The organism is Paraflavisolibacter caeni (genome assembly GCF_025628885.1).
GTDB lineage: Bacteria > Bacteroidota > Bacteroidia > Chitinophagales > Chitinophagaceae > Flavisolibacter > Flavisolibacter caeni.
Genome location: NZ_JAOTIF010000017.1, coordinates 1 through 20,226, shown reverse-complemented (window position 1 = coordinate 20,226; position 20,226 = coordinate 1). Strand labels below are relative to the sequence as shown.

The following is a 20,226-nucleotide window of genomic DNA, read 5'->3' as shown; positions in this document are numbered from 1 at the left end:
GGGGCTTTTCCATAATAGTCTACATCAACAACATCATTGATTAGATAGTTGCAGAAAGCTCTTCCCAAGCTCCAGCACCTTCCCTAATCATAACAGGCTCTCCTGAGGTAAAATCAACAATTGTTGACGGCACCATACCACCAATACCGCCGTCAATTACTAAATCCACCAGTTTGCCAAAACGATCATTTATGATTTCCGGATCCGTATAATCTTCTACAAATTCACCAGGTAAAGATGTACTTAGAATTGGATTACCAAGTTCCTGCACAATACAACGGGTTATCTTATTATCAGGCACACGAATACCAACTGTATCCTTCTTGGTCTTCAATAGTTTAGGCACCTGCTTGCTTGCTTCCAGGATGAAGGTATATGGGCCAGGCAGGTGTTGCTTCAGAGTTCTGTAAACTGGCGTGGATAATTGCTTAGCGTATTCACTTAAATGGCTCAGATCCTGGCACACAAAAGATAACTGTGCCTTTTGAGAATTGATGCCCTTTATCTGGCAGATACGCTCAATTGCTTTATGCTGAAATATATCGCAGCCTAAACCATAAAGAGTATCAGTTGGATAAATGATGATGCCACCTTTTCGTAGCACATCGGCCACTTGCTTCACAACCCGCATCTGAGGATTTTCCGGATGTATTCTTATCAGCATAAGATCAAAAAGATTACAAGTTTATGAATTCACAAATTCTTGACCTCGTGTACTACTTTATCAGGCGAAAACAACGCCAAATCTTCTTTTATGATTTTTATCCTTTTAAATAGAAGCCTTCCGGAAATAAGACTTTTTTATTGAGGATAAATTTCTTCAATTCAGTTTGGATTATGTTCACTTTACTATCGAAATACATTGCCTCTGGCCATTACTTCCTGGGTCTTCACTGCAAAAGTCGCTTCTTAACAACATAATTTTCGATTAATCGTGAACGATCAATTGCGCATGGTGCATCAATTATTTAAGTTCCTTGATTTTAATACTTCTGAATGAAACCAGGTTTCCATGGTCTTGCAATAGAATGTGTCCTTTAGGTGCCATGCCGAAGTCGGGCCACTTCTCATATTTACTGCGGGCTACAAGCGCATAGTAATAAGGCGCCCCGCGCTGGTATTCCAATACCTTCCAGCCATTGAGCCAATGTTCAACATGATTGTCGGGATAAACGATTACCATGCCCCTGTTCCATTCACCAATGGGTCGCCTGGCGCGTGGTTCTCTAAGAGATGGGATCAGATCATATAACGAAGCTAATGTACGGTTACCCACAACTCCCAGTTTTGCGTCAGGATGCTTTTCATCATCAAGAATCTGATATTCTAAGCCAATAGCAGAACCAGCATTACCTTCCTTTTCAGTTACAAAATATTTTACACCACTATTGGCTCCTTCAGTGAGCTTAAACTCAAATTGCAGAATGAATGCTCCATATTCTTTTTCAGTGACAATATCCCCACCATTCGTTGACTCTCCACCGCCTGAAGGAAGCACACTCAAAACACCATCTTTAATTTCCCAGCCTTTATCCGGGAAATTGTTTTTATAAGCACCTCTCCACCCATTAGTTGTTTTTCCATCCCACAACATTTGTACACCCTGCTTTTTCTCTAATTCAGAAATATTATTGGGAATTAGATTTACTACAAAAACATCACTCTGTGGAGACGCTTTCAAACTTTCCGTCTGGATATGGATATTGCGCCAGCGAATCTGCCGGCCCTCGTCTTCCTTTTTATTGATGGCATGTACCTGCAGGGCTATGAAGCCTTTAGGAGTCATATTATCAATGACATAAGCGGCCGGGATTCCATTTATCCAAGTACGGATATTATTGCCGATACATTCAATACGGCATTTATTCCATTGACCTTGCTTGAATGCCTTTTTTGCGGTGGGATTCAGATCCATTTGATACAGCCAATCCCTACGGGCTTCATCGTAAACTCCACCCGTCCAGGCGCGTGGCGAAGGGTCAATCTCATACTGGTACCCGTGCACTCTTCCGTTCTTGTAATCGGGCTTGCTTTCGCTCCTGAATTGGATACCAGAATTCATGGTACTGTCTACTTTAAACTCAAGTTCAAGTATAAAATCGCTGTAATCTTTATCTGTCACCAAAAAAGAATTGGGTTCGCCGGATACTGTAGTACCCACAATTTCACCATTCTGAATGGTATACTTGGCCTTTCCATTCAACTGCTTCCAACCGGTAAGGTCTTTACCATTGAACAGGTTTTTCCAATTTGAAACTGAATTCTGAGCAGTTGCATTGGATGCACACCAAAACATCATTGCGAAAAAGAGCATTTTTTTCATAATGGCCATGTTAGAAAAGGATGGTTTCTTAAAAGTATTTATCGTACCCCTAAAAATAGGCATAGGAAATTGAATTTCAATTGAAACAGTTTAGGAAAAAAATCTTTTATTTTTATCAATTGTTATTTTCATAAAAACATAACTTGTCATATGTCACTCAACAGAAGAAGCTTTTTGCGCAACACAACTGTAACAGCTATCGGCTCTGGAATACTGGCCGCTGTACCTATGGAAGTATTAGCAGCTATCCGGAAAAAGGTATCGCCCAATGACCACATCAATATTGCCCTGATCGGCTGCAAAGGAATGGGTTGGAGCAATCTTACTTCCATGTTAAAGCTCCCGGAAGTGCAATGCATTGCCCTTTGCGATGTGGACAGTAATGTACTGAACCAGCGTAATGAAGAGTTAGGAAAGATCAATATCAAACCAACGCTTTACACAGACTACCGCAAGTTGCTGGAAAATAAGGATGTGGATGCTGTGATCATTGCCACCCCTGACCACTGGCACTGCCTGCAAATGATCGATGCTTGTGCAGCTGGTAAAGATGTCTATGTGGAAAAACCGGTTTCCAACTCCATTCGTGAAGCACAATTAATGGTGGAAGCGGCCCATAAGTACAATAAAGTAGTACAGGTAAATCAATGGCAGCGAAGCCAGCAGCATTTTATTAATGCCATAGATTTCGTCAAGTCGGGCAAGCTTGGGAAAATTACCTTAACCAAAACATGGATGTTCCGGGCGGGCTCCACGCCTCTGCCAGTCTTACCCAATGAACCGGTACCAGCAGGTGTTGATTATGATTTCTGGCTTGGACCTGCCAAAAAGCGCCCTTTCAATAGGAACCGTTTTCATTATGAGTTCCGTTGGTTTTGGGATTATGCCGGTGGCCTAATGACAGATTGGGGCGTACACCTTATAGATATGATTTTATGGGGTATGAACGCCGAAGCGCCATTAGCAGTTATGGCATCAGGAGGCAAATATGTTTTCCCACAGGATGCTCGAGAAACTCCAGATCAGCAAACGGTAGTTTATGACTACAACAACTTCCAAATGATTTGGGAGCACAATATGGGTTCGGGGACAGGCAACTATGGTTTGCAGCATGGCATAGCCTTCATTGGGGAGAATGGTACCCTCCTTTTAAACCGCGCTGGCTGGGAAGTGCGTCCCGACAAAGTAAAAAATGAAGCCAAAATGGAAGCCATTGCTTGGCAGCAGCAGTCGGATAATGGCCTGGATAAACACACTGCCAATTTTATAGAAGTGCTCAAATCCCGGAAATTGGAGCAATTAAACTGCCCTATTGAGGCCGGGGCTAAGGTCGCCATCAACTGCCACATGGGTAATATCGCCCTGCGCACAGGTGAAAAGGTTTTATGGAATGCTGCGGATAATAAATTCAATTCTGCAAAAGCCAATGAGCTCATCAAGCCTGATTACCAAAATGGGTGGAAGCTACCTAAGGTGCAGGCATGAGGTAAACGTATTAGATGCGTAAAAATCTAAGTGAAATTTAAAAAGGTTGATTGCGGCTTATCCCAGTAATGGGTAGAACACTATTGATCGTTCCTATAACGGTGTCATGCTCCGGGGTTGCATTGACAACTCCGGAGAGTTTGACAAAAAAGGTTTTATCCAGTTTTGAATGCACATTGCAATCTACCTGGATCTTCAATGTTTGCAAAAGCCGATTTGCCGGAAAAGTAAGAATGCCTTTTTTCTGCAAATAATCCTCACCTTCAAGTTCTGTATTGCTTAACGTTTGATACTGAACTTTTACGGGGTCCTTACTTCTCTTACTAAGTGACAGCAATAACACCATATAACACCCATTGTTTTCTCCTTCCGTGACAACAGCACTTTCCACACAGACAACAGGGAGGTTGCTTGAGTTAAAAGCTGGCGTATTAGTTGATGACGTCCATTGAGGTGTTTGAGCTAGAGTAACTAGGCTAGAAACAATAAAGCACAAAAGAATAACAGCTCTTGTCATAAAACAGTATTCATTAACGGGTATTAATTGACTCTGTTTTCAATGAGATGCAGGATTATCGGCTTTCTGAAGGATGAAGGAGAATGGCTTTACATGACAAGGAACTAGGATAATAAATACTTGATTAATTTTTCATGGAGGATTATTTTACAAGTAGCTCAGAAAGGAAAGACATTAACCATCTTGCAAACAAAGCAGTAATTAAAGCTTAGTTTATCTACTCGTATAAAATTTCAAACTTCAACTGCAAAGTAGTAAAGGAAAATGGCTTTTGCAATAGGCTGATCAATATAATAACAAAAACACCGCTCGAAAGCGGTGTTTTTGTTAACCTTCAACCATTTCTTTTACGGCATATCATTTATAAAGATGCAGCAATAAAAAGACAGTCTTGAAACAGGAAAACGCTGCATTGCCATTATAAAAACTTTCAAAACAACTCAGGCTCATGATAACTAAGACGGAAAGATGTACGATGAAAACAGCAAGGACCATACTGATTCAAGGCACGCTGATGCTCTTTGGTACCATAACCTTTGTTTTTTGCCCAATTATACTGCGGATATTTTTCGTGCAAGCCGTTCATGAAATCATCACGGTAAGTCTTGGCTAATATACTAGCTGCAGCTATAGATGCAAATTTTGCATCACCCTGTACAATACACTTGTGCGGAATTCCTTTATAAGGAGAAAAGCGATTACCATCAATCAGTAAAAGCTGGGGGTTTAAATTCAGCTTTTTAATCGCCAGGTGCATACTTTTAAAAGAAGCTTTTAATATGTTCAGCTTGTCAATTTCTTTATTGCACAAACTGGCAACGGCGAAGGCTTTGGCATTTTGTTCTATAAAAGGACGCAATTCATACCGCTGCTTTTCTGATAGTTGCTTAGAATCGTTAAGCAAGGGATGATAAAAGTCTTTAGGCAATATTACTGCCGCAGCAAACACGGGGCCGGCAAGACATCCCCTGCCGGCTTCGTCGCAGCCAGCTTCAATAAATTCCTCCTGGTAAAATAGTTGCAGCATTTTGCCAAAAGTAGAGAATTTCAAATTTTGTAACTTTAATTCTACTCGATCAAACCAGTGTAATGAATCTTATCCGCACATCCTGGTTTCCAATTCTCCTCGGTTTAATTATTTTTATAGTTATCCTAAACCAAACATTTACCTGTTCTAAAACAGCACCGATTACCATTTCATCCGCGAACGTTTATTCTGAAACTGAGGAATGGCAAGCCCCGGATACATCTGAAATTCCATTTACTGATGAAGGCTATTTAATTCATTATGGCCAGGAACTCATAGCAAATACTGCTCAATACCTCGGTCCACAAGGCATTATAGCCCGCAAATCGAATGGCATGAATTGCCAGAATTGTCATTTGGATGCCGGCACTCGTCTGTATTCAAACAGCTTTGCAGCTGTAGCCTCTACGTATCCTAAATACCGTGATCGCAGTGGCAGATTGGAATCTATTGAGTTCAGGATCAATGAATGCATGGAACGGAGCCTGAATGGGAAAGCATTAGACAGCCTGAGTAAGGAAATGCGGGCAATGGTGGCTTATGTGAAATGGATAGGACAAGGTGTCCCTAAAGACATCAAACCCCAAGGTGCCGCAACAGAGGAATTACCTTACCTGGACAGAGCTGCTGACCCTCAAAAGGGGCAAACAATATTCGCCATGAAATGTCAACGTTGTCATGGCGCAAATGGTGATGGTGTTATTTCCGGGGATTCTTCCTTTTATGTTTACCCCCCTTTATGGGGCCCAAAAAGCTATAACGTTAGTGCGGGTATGTACCGGTTGAGCCGCCTGGCAGGGTTTATAAAAAACAGCATGCCTTTGGGAGCAACATGGAAAGAACCACAATTAACCAATGAAGAAGCTTGGGATCTGGCGGCTTTTATCAATTCACAGCCAAGGCCCCTAAAATTTTTCCCATACGACTGGCCCAATATTGCTAAAAAGCCCGTAGACCACCCTTTTGGCCCCTATGCAGATTCCTTTTCAGAACAACAACACAAGTTTGGACCGTTCGGTCCTATAAAAAAAAGCAAGTAGTAACCACCTCGCAGCTTTACTATTCATCAATTCATTTGACCTTGTCATTTAGCCACTCAATCATTCCATAAATATATTCTTGAGGCTCGGAAGATGATGGCTTTTGTTTATTAAAATCACAAAAACACAGGCTAAGATTTGAAATTTGAGCCTGGCATCTCATTATGAGAGCTCTTTCTATGTTTGGAAAAACTTAAAATATAGAACCCCACAATAGGGCGGACCCAAATTTCAAATCTAAATTGCTTTTACCCAGCAAATACGTAACCGCATCCATGCTCTTGCGCACGGCCTAAGGCCCAGACACCTGATGGAACAACTTGAATACCTGGCAGTAAAGCTGCCACCCATTCTTTCTTTACTTCGGCAGGATCCTTCTGCATGCCTTGTGCAGCAATTGCACTATATACAGTTAAGGCCATATCGCAGGCACAAAACATGACGCCGCTTTCTTGTAATTCATTGATACCTATAGCTACGTTACCAATACCCGGCACTTTGAAATCTCCAGGTTTTGGTTTCCAGAAAGGATTGCGGGTAGCAGGAGCCTTGGTTGCAGGGTCTTCTGCTTTAAAAAACTCACCAAATTTGTACTTTTCCCACATACTGTCATCCATGGCATAGCCAATCGCAGAATGGCGAAGAACTACAACAACACTGTTGTCTTTTGCAGGTGTACCTGTTTTTTCATTTGTAACCAAAAAAATCCGGGGCCATGCAAATGGAAAAACATCATTCGGCTCAGTAACATCAAAAACTACTCTGTGTTTTCCTTTTATCTTTTTGAACCATTCGTCCGGATCATTAGGGTCGGTAAAACTGTTGGATATAGCCTTGGCATGAGCAGTAACAGGCGTGGCAATGGTGGTCATGCCGATGGTTGCTGCACTTGCAGCAAGAGCACCGATAAAATGTCGGCGAGTAGGTTGTTTTTGTTCCATGGCTAAGTGTTTAGATGAGGTAGTAAATACAATGAAAGAACTTACTAGTAAGATACGAAAAATAGACCATATCATCTTTTATGCAAAAGAGAATACCTTAACAGAGCGTTTAAAATAATCGTAACTTTTAAGAACATAAAAGCACCAGCCATGAAAAAATCTCTTCTGATTACAGGTGTTTTAACATTGCTCTCCCATATATCTTTTTCACAAACACCTTACAATGTTGTCTTCGACCTCACTAGCAGCGATACGGCGGTCCAGAGTTCTGTGATCCGCTGGTTAAACGGGATTAACAGTTCTCATCCTACAGCGAAGCTGGAAGTTGTTTTATATGGAGCTTCGCTCCCAATGGTTACAAAGAACAAATCCTCAGTTGAAAAACCCTTGCAAGATGTATTGCAAAATAAAAACATCTCCTTTAAAGTATGTGAAATAGCCATGAAACGGCATCAGCTAGACAAGAGTCAGTTGCTGCCCGGCGTACAAACCGTGCCCGATGGTATTTATGAAATTATATCCAAACAAAAAGAAGGTTGGGGATATATTAAAGCAGCACAATAACTACCGTACACAAAGTACGAAGTTAGATCACATCGTATTTCTAACTTCGTACTTACATTTGCGGTCATGCAAAAAGAACGTTCTTCCAGGCCAGTGGCCATCTGGTTGCTCATAGGTGTTTTCATGATCATTGTTCAAATTGTTTTAGGAGGAATTACACGCCTGACAGGCTCGGGCCTCTCTATTACAGAATGGGATGTCATTACCGGCGCCCTACCTCCTCTCAATGAAACTAAATGGATTGAAGAATTTCATAAATACCAGCAAACACCACAATATAGGCTGCTCAATTTTGACTTTACACTCAGTGATTTTAAGTTTATCTTTTTCTGGGAGTGGTTTCATCGTTTATGGGGCCGTTTGATCGGTATTGTCTTTTTCATTCCCTTCCTTGTCTTTTTGTTCCAGCGCCGCTTCCGGGCCGATATGGTGCAGCCGTTAATAATTCTGTTCTTGTTAGGCGCATTGCAGGGAGCAGTAGGCTGGATTATGGTTGCCAGCGGACTCGTTGGCGACGCTATCTATGTGAAGCCCACCCGACTGGCACTTCATTTTGTCTTTGCAATGGCGTTGTTGTTCTACACTTTCTGGTTTGCACTGAAACTACTGGTAAAGGACAGGTCGCGGGTGGTTGCACCACGCTTGAGAAGTTCGACATGGGTGATTATTGTACTACTTTTTATCCAATTAGTATATGGTGCTTTGATGGCCGGCCACAAAGCCGCACCTGCAGCACCTACCTGGCCGGATATAAACGGAAGTTTTATCCCGCACTATATATTTAATCGCCCCGAAGGATGGATCAGCATTATTGAAAACCCTGTAGTCATTCACTTTATTCACCGTATGCTGGCATACCTGATCCTGTTACTCATCCTGATGTGGACCATCAGAGCTTTTAAAATACGCAGGTCAGTATTATTTTCATCTACACGCCTGCTTCCTATAACGTTTGCTTTGTTACAAACAACGCTGGGAATACTCACAGTGCTCACCAGTATTAAAATCAGAGCTGGCAAATGGAATATTTTTGAATGGATGGCACAACTCCATCAAATTGTTGCCATCTTTTTACTGCTTTCCCTCGTCCTTAGCTTATACCTGTTGAAAAAGAAAACAATTTGAGTGAGGAATGATTTAACTAATTCGTAATTAGTTATTTGAAAAATTCGTCATTCGCATGGTTTTTTTGTAAATTACTACACGGTTCACCCCGTTGCCCTTAACATGATGTACCTACGAGGAATATTTTATTCGCTACCCGTTCAACTGGTTTTTTTACACTTCAGAAAATACCAGGTATTGCTACTTTTTTGGGTGATCATGTTTAGCGTAGTCAACAGCTCTTTTATGGATGATTTTGGTGCTGATGCACTTTACCTTGCTCCGGAGTACCTGGGCAATGTAAACCCGCTAAGTGCTGCGATAATGGGTATAGCAGTAGGCATCTTCATCATGTGCTGGAACATTACAACATTTATCCTTTTCAGCCGGCATGTGAATTTCCTGGCGGCTACACAATATCCCTTTGTAAAATACTGCATTAACAACAGCATTATTCCCATTACATTTTTGATATTTTACCTCGTAAAGGCTTACCAGTTTCTGCATTTCAAAGAACTGATCCCAAATGTGGAGATCATCTTTTTGATTGGAGGCTTCATTGCAGGACTGGGGTTTATTCTGGTCATTTCATTTCTTTATTTTTTTAGTGCCGATAAGACGATCCTTCGGAAACTGCAGCCTTTGTTTAATAATGCCAAAGATTATATTCTCCAATTGCAGCCGGAAACTAATACGAACACACGGACGTTGATCCATGCAGAATGGTTTTTAACTTCCTTCTACTCAATACGACGCTGTCGGGATGTATCGCATTATTCTCATAAAATAATGGATGCTATTTTTAAGCGCCACCATTTTGCAGCAGTGGTATCGATCTTGTTTGCCATGATGTTCCTGATCCTGATCGGATTTTTCATCGACCATAAAGCATTTCAAATACCTGCCGGCGCTAGCATTACCTTACTTTTTGGAATCATGATTGGTATTTCAGGCGCCATTGCTTATTTCTTCCAAAGTTGGAGCATGCCTTTCCTGGTTGTGTTTTTTGTAGCGCTTAATTATATGTACCAAATCGGCTGGATAGACCCCCGTAATAAGGCTTACGGGCTCGACTACAATAACGAACACAATTGGCCAGAATATGGAGAGCACTGCCTGAATGCAATGAGCAGCCCGGAAAATGTGGAAAAAGACAAGCAAAACATGATCAAAATTTTAAACAAGTGGAAGGCAAAGCAAAATGATACAGCAAAGCCTTTGATGATCTTGATCGCAACAAGTGGAGGAGGCAACAGAAGCGCAACATTTACGATGAACATGCTGCAAGGACTGGATAGCATTTCCAATGGTGAATTATTCTGCAAAACTTTCCTGATTACCGGAGCATCAGGCGGAATGATCGGCGCAGCCTATTTCCGGGAGCTTTACCGCCAAAAACTGCTCGGCCAACCCATCAACCTACAGGACGATCGCTATGTTGACGCCATTTCAGAAGACTTGCTGAACCCTACCTTTTCGTCATTTGTAGCCCGCGATATATTTTCCCCGGCTCAATATTTCCATGTAGGACCCTACCGGTATATTAAAGACAGGGGGTATTCATTTGAACTGAAATTAAATAGTAATACAAATAAGATATTAAATCATCGGCTTAAAGATTACATCGAAGATGAAAGCAATGCAGTAATTCCTTTGATGTTTTTCCATTCTGTTATTAGCCGTGATGCCAAAAAATTGATTATCAGCACTCAACCAGTACGTTTTATGATGTCACCACCTGTTGACAGCAGTGTAACATCTTCTATTTCGCCGGATGCAGTTGATTTTGTCTCTTTTTTCTCCAGGCAAAATCCTTACAACCTCCGCATGCTCACGATCTTACGCACCAATGCAACATTTCCGATAGTAATGCCTTCCGTTTGGCTGCCCTCAAAACCCGTAGTAGATGTAATGGACGGAGGTCTGCGCGACAACTTCGGCATGGAAAATTGCCTTCGCTTTATATCGTCAATGAAAGAATGGATCAAACAAAACACCCGCGGCGTACTGATTTTACAGATACGCGACAGGCAGGCAGGTGGTTGGGAAATGCCGTACGAAATCAAAGGCTTTGGCGATCATACGGTCAAACCTGTTTTATTGCTCCAACACAGCTGGAGCAAAATGATGGAGTATTTTCAGAACGACATGTACACCTATTTCGCCAGCAATACCAGCTTTCCCGTTTATAAGGTAGTATTTCAATATACATCAGCAAATAAAAACAACCAGGCCGCATTAAGCTTTCACCTGACGGAACAGGAAAAAAGAGATATCAAGGCAGCACTTACTTCTAAAATCAACAGTTCAGGAATGAAAAAGGTACAGGGACTAATGAAATGAAAAGGTGTCTCGCAATTATATGGACAACGCAAAACAAAACCTCAAACTATTTCAGGCTACGGATAAATCAATTGAAAGCATTTAGGCAAAATCCTGATATCAACTTTGCCAGCACTTTCAATAGGCTCACCATCCAGGTGCATTGGTGCGCCGCCTTTATTTAGAATTGCCAGCTCACTGGTCTGAAAATAAACAACGCTGGTCTGATCATTCAGCCTTTCTACCTGCTGCAACTGGTAATAACCAGAAACCTGTAGTATCGTTTGCAGCAGTATATTCCACCGGCTTTGACATGCCATAACTACCACATCGAGCATGCCATCGGTCAGGCTGGCTTTGGGTGCTATGGTAAAATGGTTTCCGAATTGATTACTATTGGCTACTGAAATAAAATAGGCATCGATCTTTATAGTACCATCCTTTAATTTCAGAACAAAAGGATAGCTTTTGGCTTCAAATAAACCTTGAAATATTTTTTTGATATAGGTATACAGTCCCCGCCCCTTGTCCAGGGCAAAATTATGAGCCACCTGGGCATCAAAGCCCAAACCACAAAGCAGGCAGGCAAATTGCCCATTTACGAGAAAAGCGTCAGTCCAGGCACTTTTCCCCTTAAAAATAACGCCCAGGGCTTTTGCAGGATCCTTTGAAATTCCGGCTCCAAAGGCGAGTCCGTTTCCGGAACCGCTTGGAATTATCCCAAAGGGAAGACTGTGCTTTTTTAATCCGGCAATCGCACCATTTACAGTCCCATCCCCTCCTGCTATAACTATATCGGTAAATCCCTGCTCGGGTATGATTTCATCCAGGTAGGAGTAATCACCATCTTCAACTGAAGGATAAATAGAGTAAGGAATACCCACAGTTGCTGATTTTGTCTGTATAAGATCTACTAAAGGTTGTTTGTCCTTAGTACCAGAAATAGGATTGACAATATAAAGGATGCGGCGTTGCATAGGACAAAATAAGTCTGAATGTTTGAAAAAAGAGGCAATTGAAAAGAATTGGTCCATATCTCACCAGGATTACCCTCTCTGAATCCATCTTTTGTAAATTTGAAGAACGAACCTAAGAATTAGAAAATGTTTATGGCTACAGGAAAGTTTTTAATTATAGGCGGAATCATATTGTTTGCAGTAGGAATCATTTTCTACTTTTTCCACGATAAGTTGCGTTGGATTGGTCACCTACCAGGTGATATCCGCGTAGAACGGGATAATTTTCGATTCTACGTCCCGATTACTACAATGATTTTATTCAGCCTGCTGCTGACTGTAATCATAAACCTGATCAAAAAGTTTTTGTAAAACCTTCCTCCGTTCCTCTCCACCCCACTTAATTGGCGTACCTTTGCGCCTCTTTTGGCTTATTAGTGAAAATATTTATTGGTTTTCAGCTGAATATAACTACCAGTAAACATAAATAACAGGAAGCCAACAAACAAATAGACTTATGGACATCAGAAATATAGCAATTATTGCCCACGTTGACCACGGTAAGACAACCCTGGTAGACAGAATCTTACATACCACAAAGGTTTTCCGTGAAAACCAGGATACGGGAGAGTTGATCATGGACAGTAATGACCTTGAGCGTGAACGAGGTATCACCATTTTCAGTAAAAACGCCGCAGTGGAATACAAGGGTGTTAAGATCAATGTTATTGATACTCCAGGCCACGCCGACTTTGGCGGTGAGGTTGAGCGGGTACTGAAAATGGCTGACGGTGTGATTCTGCTGGTGGATGCCTTCGAGGGCCCTATGCCGCAAACCCGTTTCGTACTGCAAAAAGCATTACAACTGAATCTGAAACCCATTGTAGTAATCAATAAAGTAGATAAGCCAAACTGCCGTCCTGATGAAGTACATGACGCTGTATTTGAGCTTTTCTTCAACCTGGATGCAACCGAAGAACAGTTGGATTTCCCAACTTATTATGGCTCCGGTAAGAATGGTTGGTTCAATGACAGTCTGACACAAAGCGAAGATATTATGCCACTCATGGATGGCATTTTAAAGCATGTGCCGCCACCAGTCGTATCCGAAGGTAGCCTGCAATTGCAGATCACTTCATTGGATTATTCTTCTTTCCTTGGGCGTATTGCCATTGGCAAGGTGAGCCGCGGAACGATCAAAGAAGGCCAGCCTATTTCTCTGATGCAGACTGATGGTGTTAAAAAGTCAAGAGTAAGGGAATTGTACGTGTTTGAAGGAATGGGCAAAAAGAAAGTTCAGGAAGTTGTAGCCGGGGACCTATGCGCAGTTGTAGGTTTGGAAGACTTCAACATTGGCGATACCATTGCCGATTTTGAAAATCCTGAGGCTCTGCCTGTAATCAGCGTTGACGAGCCAACGATGAACATGCAGTTCTCCATCAACAACTCGCCTTTCTTTGGTAAGGACGGTAAATTCGTTACTTCCCGCCACTTACGCGACCGCCTGATCAAGGAAACAGAAAAAAATCTGGCCCTGAAAGTTGTAGATACAGACAGCGCTGATAGCTTTATGGTGTATGGCCGTGGCATTCTGCACTTAGGCATCTTAATTGAAACCATGCGCCGTGAGGGTCATGAGCTGACCATCGGACAGCCTCAGGTAATCACCAAAGAAATTGATGGCAAGAAATGCGAGCCTTACGAAACTCTGGTGGTAGATGTGCCGCAGGAATATGCCTCTAAAGTAATTGACCTCGTTACCCGTCGTAAAGGAGAAATGCTGGTGATGGAAACCAAAGGTGAAATGCAACACCTGGAGTTCGATATCCCATCCCGCGGTTTATTAGGTCTTCGTACAAGTATGTTGACCAACACTGCTGGTGAGGCCGTGATGAACCACCGCTTTAGCGAGTACAAACCGTGGAAAGGACCTATCCCAGGCCGCAACAATGGTGTATTGATCGCTAAAGAAGCCGGTAGTACTACTGCTTACTCTATTGATAAATTACAAGACAGAGGCTTCTTCTTTGTTGACCCAGGTGAGGAAGTTTATAGGGGTATGATTATCGGGGAAAACAACAAACCAGGTGACCTGGTGGTGAATCCTAATGAAGGAAAGAAACTGACCAACATGCGTGCTTCTGGTAGCGATGGTACCGTGAGCCTTCCTCCTAAGCGCCTGATGACCTTAGAAGAATGTATGGAATATATCCAGCAAGATGAATGTATCGAGGTAACACCAAACTACATTCGTATGCGTAAGGTAATTCTTGACGAAGAAGAAAGAAAGAGACAACAAAAGAGAATGAGCGCAGAAGCTGTTTGATAAGTTAATGTCCTAACAAAATACAGCCGCCGGAAATCCGGCGGCTTTTTTATTTTTTATACGTTGATCAATTTTAATGGAAACATCCAGCTGGTTTGGCTAGTAAAAGCCCTAGGCAACTTTAGATTTCTTTAACGACTTACAAATCCCTTTTACCAGTATTGACCCAATTGTTTCTTAATTTTGCGGTCACCTTTTATGAAGAAACTTTTCATCACATTAATACTATTTATAAGCTTTAGTATCCTGCATTCCTCAGCAAAAGCCCAATGCTCTGTTTGCACCCGGACGGCTGAACAATTGGGTGAGGAACCAGCCAGAGGCTTGAATGCAGGCATCATTTACCTCGCTTTCACACCTTTGGCCTTGCTTGGTTATATTGGTTACAGGTGGTGGAAGAGTGAGCAAGATGCCCGAAAGGAGTATTAAAACTGTGCTTGAAGTGAGAAAAGGATGACAACGGCCTGTTTTTATAATTGAAAACAACTCTTCGACTTTTAATCATAAATAAGGAAAGCTTCCAATTGTCTTTTCCGTGAATTGACTGGCACCACAATTGATACAAGCATTCAAAAAATAACAAATTATTTAACTGATCTGCTGTCTTTCTCCACGTGCCAGCTTGCGAATATATATCAGGCGGCTGATGAAATTTTTCTTTGAAAAGCGAAAAAGTGATAACTGGTATTTTAACAGGAAAAAAAACAAAGGGTAGCTGAATGAGCCTTTTTCCTTTTGCAGGAAAAGCCGGTGTAAGGAATCATAAAACTGCTGCTCTGCTGATTGCGCATTTTTTTTCAGCACTTCGATCCAATAAAGCTGTTTTAAATAATACTGAAACCGCTTTGATAATGTACGGGTCTGTAAATTCTTTGGCAATAGTGTTTGTGTATATGTATTTTGGTGCTGGCGATAATGAGTTAATACTTGATCGCAGTATTTGATACCAGTAATTGTTGCTGCTTTGTAAGCCAGCCAAATGTCATGTGGAATACCTTCTGGTATGGGCAATGCTGTTGATAATATTTCTCTACGTATCATTAAAGCATGCCCCCAAACAACATTGAATAAAAAGAAACTCTTCGTTTCTCTGCCGCTATACATGTTACGAATGCTGGATAATTTTTTGCCTAAGGATTCTCCATATTCATTTACCAGCAGGCTATCACTATAAACCAGCCATTCGTTTTCGAAACATTTAAATAATGTTTCTATTTTATGCGGCAGCCATACATCATCTTGGTCACATAAGGCAATGAAGGCTCCATTTGCCTTGTTTAAAGCAAATTCAAAGTTTTTAATGTACCCTAAATTCTCAGCCTGATAAAAGACTTTAAATCCAGCGCATTTTTCATATTTGCTTAGAATTTCTTTTGTGCCATCTGTAGAGGCATCATCAGAAATGATTATTTCCAGGATAGGATAGGTTTGTTCTTCAATGGATCGCAGCTGTTCTAGCAGAAAACGTTCACCATTATAAGTACAGAGTACTACTGAAATTAGCGGTAAGTCTGATTTGCTTTCCCTCATGAGAGCCTTAAAAACTTGGTAATAATTACTTCAATAGATCTTCGTAAATTTTACTGTAGGCTTTAGCTGCTTCATACCAGCTAAATCGCTTCGCCCATTGGCTGATGACTTTCGATTTATTATTCACCTGCACATCGTTCATAGAACCAAACGCAAGTTGTGTCATGTGTGCCGGTTCGAAATTATCAAAATAATATGCATGAGGCCCACCAATTTCGGGCAAGCATGTAGCCCGGGAAAGTAGAACCGTTTTCCCAAAATACATTGCTTCAATTACGGGCAAACCAAATCCTTCCGATAGCGAAGGAAAGGCGAAGGCAGCACAGTTCTGCATATACCAGTATTTTTCGCTTTCCTGAATGCCTCCAGTAAATATCAATCTATCCTCAACACCTAAACGTTTTGCTTCCTGCAGAATTTTTTCTTTATAGTTTTCACTTTGCACGATACCGGCAATCACAAGCTGGTAGTCGTTATTAACCAATAAGCCAGGAAGTACATGAAAGTTCTTTTTATCTATGATGGTGCCAATTGTAAAGAAGAAAGGAGCAGTAGGCAGAAGTGGAGGCAATGATAGTTGTAATGTAGCATCGATGGTACAGCCGTTGTGAATAACATGAATTTTTTTTCTACTGATGTGAGTATGTTTTAAAAGATCCTGCTTTACATATTCGGAAATTACCGTAATGGCGTCAGCTCTTTCTAATTTACGCTGAAGCGAACGCAGGAACCTCTTTTTTTTAGCTGCTGGTTTCTGTTCGTGCAAAACATTAAGATCATGAACTGTTAAAACAATTTTAGCTTTTGATGTGGCTGGAAAATAATTAGTGCTTTGATAAGTGGTATGCCATATATCAAAATCGTTAATAAAAGGCATGTAGAATTTATGCCAGGACTGATGCTTCAGCGTTGGAGTAGTGGCATGAAAATGTTCTTTGGCACATTCGGGAAGGTAAAGCCCCATCCTGTAGTTTGACGGCTGCTGAAGCATTGCTTTTGACAGGTGTAAACAAAAATGGTACAGACCCGTATTCGGGTATCTCATTCGTTCACAATCCATTATGATGAGAGGTTGTTGCATAAAAATTATCGTTTTGCTTGCCCTAAAACGATTAATTCCCGTATTTTGATGTGATTAATATGTCAAAGATTAAAATTTATTTCCGTAAAAAAAGGACTCTAAAGTATTTTCACTTTTTGCAGTATTTCTGAAAAATAATATCCACCATACCTTCCGGCAAGGTGTACAGGCTGCTTTAAAAACATTATATGGAGTGAAATCAGAGCCTTCTGAAGCCTTGGCCTTGGTATATTACCGGCAACATGATGATAAGTTTGCCATCGTAAAATAATTCTTGAAAAGCTCTGGTTAACGAGGATTTAACTAGCAACTTACTTTCATATTTGCAATTTCTTCCAGATAGCATTTCACCCATAAAGGCTCGAGTTCTTCTATACAATGACAGGCTTTGGGGCTTTTCTTGCAGTCGTTGCAATCTTTATTCAGAGCAAACACCTTTGCCTTGGGCCCAATTGGCTGCCACCTGCCAGGATGAACTGGGCGAATAGGTGGATACATGCCTAACGCATCTTTACCAAGGACAGCAGCAAGATGCACAGGTCCTGTTCCACTGGCAACCAGTCCGTCGCAATGCTGAATGAAGGAAAGGAACTGGCTCAGGTCCATTTTTCCAGTGATATTGGTTACCCGATCTCCTGCTTCTTCAAATAAAGGCTGCAAAGCTTTCTGTTCTTTCGGTGTTCCGGAAACAAAAATTTTAAAGCGATCCTGATCTAAAGATTGAATGAGTTTGATATAGTTCTGCAAAGGCCATTCCCGCCCACTGCCCTGTGATTTAGGATGAAGAATCAGGTTATACGAGTTTGTATCAATTAAGGATTTAAATTCTGGTCTCAGGAGCTCCAGCCGATCCAAGCCAAACATGGATTCAATTTGCTCCAGGGAGTAATCATTCTGAATACCCAATGGCTTTAATAAAGCAATATTTAATTGGGCCTCGTGCAGATTTGAATTTTTACGGCTAAGCTTCACAAGCTTATTGCAGGTAGGAAGATGATAGAGGCGGTTTGTTGTTCCAATACGATTGGGTATGCCCAAACTTCTTGCCCGAAAAGAAATCTCAGAAACAGGAAATACATGGATAATTGCTTCAATAGGTTGTCCCCCAAGCAAAACTTCCCTGTTCATAAAATCATCCACATCGACATATTCGTCTACGAAACGGCAGGCTTCAATCACAGGTCGAGTGTAGCTCTTGCCCATAAAGCCTATTGTCATATCCGGAAAATGTTCCTTTAAAACAGCAGCAACCGGAAGCGTTAAAACAACATCACCAATACTGTCTGTACGGCTGATCAGGATATTTCTTGGGCTTTTTTTCAAAGATTCCTTTTTAAAAAATATTATAAAACTAAATGAACAACCTACTAATCAGATTGAATTTGAAGACAAAACGGTAGCAACAGATCAATTATTTATAGAAATATTGCTAAACGGCTCTAGTCAGCTTAAAATGTGCGCAAACTTATTGATATTAAAATCCTTTTCCACTCATTCCAATTTGCAATGGCCCAAAAATATACTAGGAGCCTATAAAAATATATCAGGAACCCAATTTTCTGAATTCTTTAGGCCTTCCCAATTATATAAAAAATGAAGGGGGTGTCTCAAAAACAAAATGAAGGCACTAGGCATCGCATAAATGAAAATTGATTCCATCAACCTACCCGAATAAAAAGGGGGCTTGCTCAGACTTGTGAGACAGCCCCTTCATTCTAAAGGTATTTTTATCACATACTAAATAAAGTCCCAGTTGCCCCTAATGTTGGTGGCGTTTTGCCCAAATGCTGATATGCTTTATCAGTAACTTCCCGTCCTCTGGGTGTACGTTTGATAAAGCCCTCCTGGATCAGGAAAGGCTCGTAAACTTCCTCCAGCGTTCCAGGCTCTTCACTGACAGCTGTCGCAATAGTGGTAATCCCTACTGGGCCACCTTTGAACTTTTCAATAATTGCTGAAAGAATCCTGTTGTCCATCTCATCCAAACCATGGGAGTCCACATTCAGAGCTTTCAGTGAATGTTGTGTGATACCCAGGTCAATTTGGTTGTCATTCAGCACCTGTGCAAAGTCACGTACACGGCGCAGCAGACCATTAGCAATACGTGGGGTGCCCCGGCTGCGGCGTGCAATTTCACCTGCAGCTTCAGAAGAAATACTGGCTTTCAGAATATCAGCTGACCGCAAAATGATCTTCTGAAGAGTTTGGGCATCATAGTATTCCAGCCTCGATTTGATCGCGAAACGAGAAAGCAGGGGCGCTGTAAGCAAACCACTTCGGGTTGTTGCGCCAATAAGCGTAAAAGGGCTCAGATTGATCTGGATACTTCGGGCGCTGGGACCGCTGTCAATCATAATATCAATGCGGTAATCTTCCATGGCCGAATACAGATACTCTTCTACAACTGTGCTCAACCGATGTATCTCATCAATAAAAAGTACGTCCTTGGGACCTAAACTGGTTAACAACCCAGCAAGATCGCCGGGCTTTTCAATTACAGGACCGGATGTTTCTTTAATATTCACACCCAACTCGTTCGCTACAATCCTGGAAAGGGTTGTCTTTCCCAAACCAGGAGGGCCATGGAACAGAACGTGATCCAGAGCTTCACCACGCAGCTTCGCTGCCCTGATGAAAATGATCAGGTTATCGATGATCTGCTGCTGACCCGAGAACTCATTTATCTCCTTAGGCCGGATATTGTTCTCAAACTCCTTGTCAGCCGAAGTAAGTCCTTCTGTTTGATTATTTAAATTTGGATTCGCCATAATTTATAAGTGCGTAAAGCTACGTTTTTTACCAAAATTTTTAGCATATCTTAGCGATGAAAAATGTGAAATCTTTGAAAGGAACCATTGAATTTTTCTATGCTACATTTTACATTTCCCACCCCACCTTACAGAGACTTTATAGAGACATTATAGAGACATTATAGAGATTCTGTGTTAAAAGTCAAGAGATTTTTACTTTAATTTTGTGTTTTAGGCGGCTGTATGCCAGCCTGTTTAGG

At 41.4% G+C, this 20,226-nt stretch carries 18 protein-coding genes; 8 read left to right on the top strand and 10 right to left on the bottom strand.

Translation table 11 applies throughout. The features are described 5' to 3' along the window. Positions 1-40: 40 nt before the first annotated feature. Positions 41-664, bottom strand: coding sequence for an L-threonylcarbamoyladenylate synthase (locus OCK74_RS18030; RefSeq protein WP_279298465.1), 624 nt, complete (start codon positions 662-664; stop codon positions 41-43). Between the two features lie 300 nt (positions 665-964). Continuing rightward, the gene (locus OCK74_RS18025; protein ID WP_279298464.1) at positions 965-2,323 is read right to left on the bottom strand and encodes a 3-keto-disaccharide hydrolase; all 1,359 of its coding nucleotides are present in this window, start codon (positions 2,321-2,323) and stop codon (positions 965-967) included. Positions 2,324-2,473: 150 nt separating this feature from the next. Between OCK74_RS18025 and OCK74_RS18020 the strand changes: the two genes are divergently transcribed. Further along, a complete protein-coding gene (locus OCK74_RS18020; protein ID WP_279298463.1) occupies positions 2,474-3,808 on the top strand; it encodes a Gfo/Idh/MocA family protein in 1,335 nt (444 codons plus the stop codon). Positions 3,809-3,845: 37 nt separating this feature from the next. Here the strand turns inward: OCK74_RS18020 and OCK74_RS18015 are convergent, their stop codons facing one another. Then, positions 3,846-4,325, bottom strand: coding sequence for a Calx-beta domain-containing protein (locus tag OCK74_RS18015; RefSeq protein WP_279298462.1), 480 nt, complete (start codon positions 4,323-4,325; stop codon positions 3,846-3,848). 430 nt (positions 4,326-4,755) lie between these two features. Further along, complete coding sequence (locus OCK74_RS18010) at positions 4,756-5,376, bottom strand: ribonuclease HII (protein WP_279298461.1); 621 nt, start codon at positions 5,374-5,376, stop codon at positions 4,756-4,758. Between the two features lie 38 nt (positions 5,377-5,414). On the opposite strand from OCK74_RS18010, the gene OCK74_RS18005 reads away from it, so the two are divergent. Further along, positions 5,415-6,392, top strand: a complete 978-nt coding sequence (locus OCK74_RS18005) for a c-type cytochrome (protein ID WP_279298460.1) — start codon at positions 5,415-5,417, stop codon at positions 6,390-6,392. Positions 6,393-6,640: 248 nt separating this feature from the next. Here OCK74_RS18005 and OCK74_RS18000 read toward each other — a convergent pair whose 3' ends face one another. Next, a complete protein-coding gene (locus OCK74_RS18000; RefSeq protein ID WP_279298459.1) occupies positions 6,641-7,333 on the bottom strand; it encodes a hypothetical protein in 693 nt (230 codons plus the stop codon). 150 nt (positions 7,334-7,483) lie between these two features. On the opposite strand from OCK74_RS18000, the gene OCK74_RS17995 reads away from it, so the two are divergent. The 3 genes from OCK74_RS17995 (at position 7,484) to OCK74_RS17985 (ending at position 11,344) form a co-directional block, all read left to right on the top strand. After that, positions 7,484-7,897, top strand: coding sequence for a DsrE family protein (locus OCK74_RS17995; protein ID WP_279298458.1), 414 nt, complete (start codon positions 7,484-7,486; stop codon positions 7,895-7,897). Positions 7,898-7,963: 66 nt separating this feature from the next. After that, positions 7,964-9,022 (top strand): COX15/CtaA family protein, encoded by a 1,059-nt coding sequence (locus OCK74_RS17990; RefSeq protein WP_279298457.1) that lies wholly within the window; start codon positions 7,964-7,966, stop codon positions 9,020-9,022. A gap of 177 nt (positions 9,023-9,199) precedes the next feature. Beyond that, the gene (locus tag OCK74_RS17985) at positions 9,200-11,344 is read left to right on the top strand and encodes a patatin-like phospholipase family protein (protein WP_279298456.1); all 2,145 of its coding nucleotides are present in this window, start codon (positions 9,200-9,202) and stop codon (positions 11,342-11,344) included. Positions 11,345-11,400: 56 nt separating this feature from the next. On the opposite strand, the gene OCK74_RS17980 is transcribed toward OCK74_RS17985, so the two are convergent. Then, positions 11,401-12,300 (bottom strand): diacylglycerol/lipid kinase family protein, encoded by a 900-nt coding sequence (locus OCK74_RS17980; protein WP_279298455.1) that lies wholly within the window; start codon positions 12,298-12,300, stop codon positions 11,401-11,403. A 126-nt stretch (positions 12,301-12,426) separates the two neighbouring features. On the opposite strand from OCK74_RS17980, the gene OCK74_RS17975 reads away from it, so the two are divergent. The 3 genes from OCK74_RS17975 (at position 12,427) to OCK74_RS17965 (ending at position 15,034) form a co-directional block, all read left to right on the top strand. Beyond that, entirely contained in the window at positions 12,427-12,651 is a 225-nt protein-coding gene (locus OCK74_RS17975) for a DUF2905 domain-containing protein (protein WP_341483205.1), read from the top strand. 145 nt (positions 12,652-12,796) lie between these two features. Next, on the top strand, positions 12,797-14,605 hold the full coding sequence (gene typA, locus OCK74_RS17970; protein WP_279298453.1) for a translational GTPase TypA: 1,809 nt from the start codon (positions 12,797-12,799) through the stop codon (positions 14,603-14,605). 198 nt (positions 14,606-14,803) lie between these two features. Continuing rightward, on the top strand, positions 14,804-15,034 hold the full coding sequence (locus tag OCK74_RS17965) for a hypothetical protein (protein ID WP_279298452.1): 231 nt from the start codon (positions 14,804-14,806) through the stop codon (positions 15,032-15,034). Between the two features lie 159 nt (positions 15,035-15,193). On the opposite strand, the gene OCK74_RS17960 is transcribed toward OCK74_RS17965, so the two are convergent. The 4 genes from OCK74_RS17960 to ruvB form a co-directional block, all read right to left on the bottom strand. Continuing rightward, complete coding sequence (locus tag OCK74_RS17960; protein ID WP_279298451.1) at positions 15,194-16,135, bottom strand: glycosyltransferase family 2 protein; 942 nt, start codon at positions 16,133-16,135, stop codon at positions 15,194-15,196. A gap of 25 nt (positions 16,136-16,160) precedes the next feature. Beyond that, the gene (locus OCK74_RS17955; RefSeq protein ID WP_279298450.1) at positions 16,161-17,216 is read right to left on the bottom strand and encodes a glycosyltransferase family 4 protein; all 1,056 of its coding nucleotides are present in this window, start codon (positions 17,214-17,216) and stop codon (positions 16,161-16,163) included. Positions 17,217-17,519: 303 nt separating this feature from the next. After that, on the bottom strand, positions 17,520-18,539 hold the full coding sequence (locus tag OCK74_RS17950; RefSeq protein WP_279298449.1) for a glycosyltransferase family 9 protein: 1,020 nt from the start codon (positions 18,537-18,539) through the stop codon (positions 17,520-17,522). Positions 18,540-18,946: 407 nt separating this feature from the next. After that, positions 18,947-19,984 carry a Holliday junction branch migration DNA helicase RuvB gene (gene ruvB / locus OCK74_RS17945; RefSeq protein WP_279298448.1) on the bottom strand — a complete coding sequence of 346 codons (1,038 nt, stop codon included), beginning with the start codon at positions 19,982-19,984 and terminating at the stop codon, positions 18,947-18,949. Positions 19,985-20,226 lie beyond the last annotated feature (242 nt).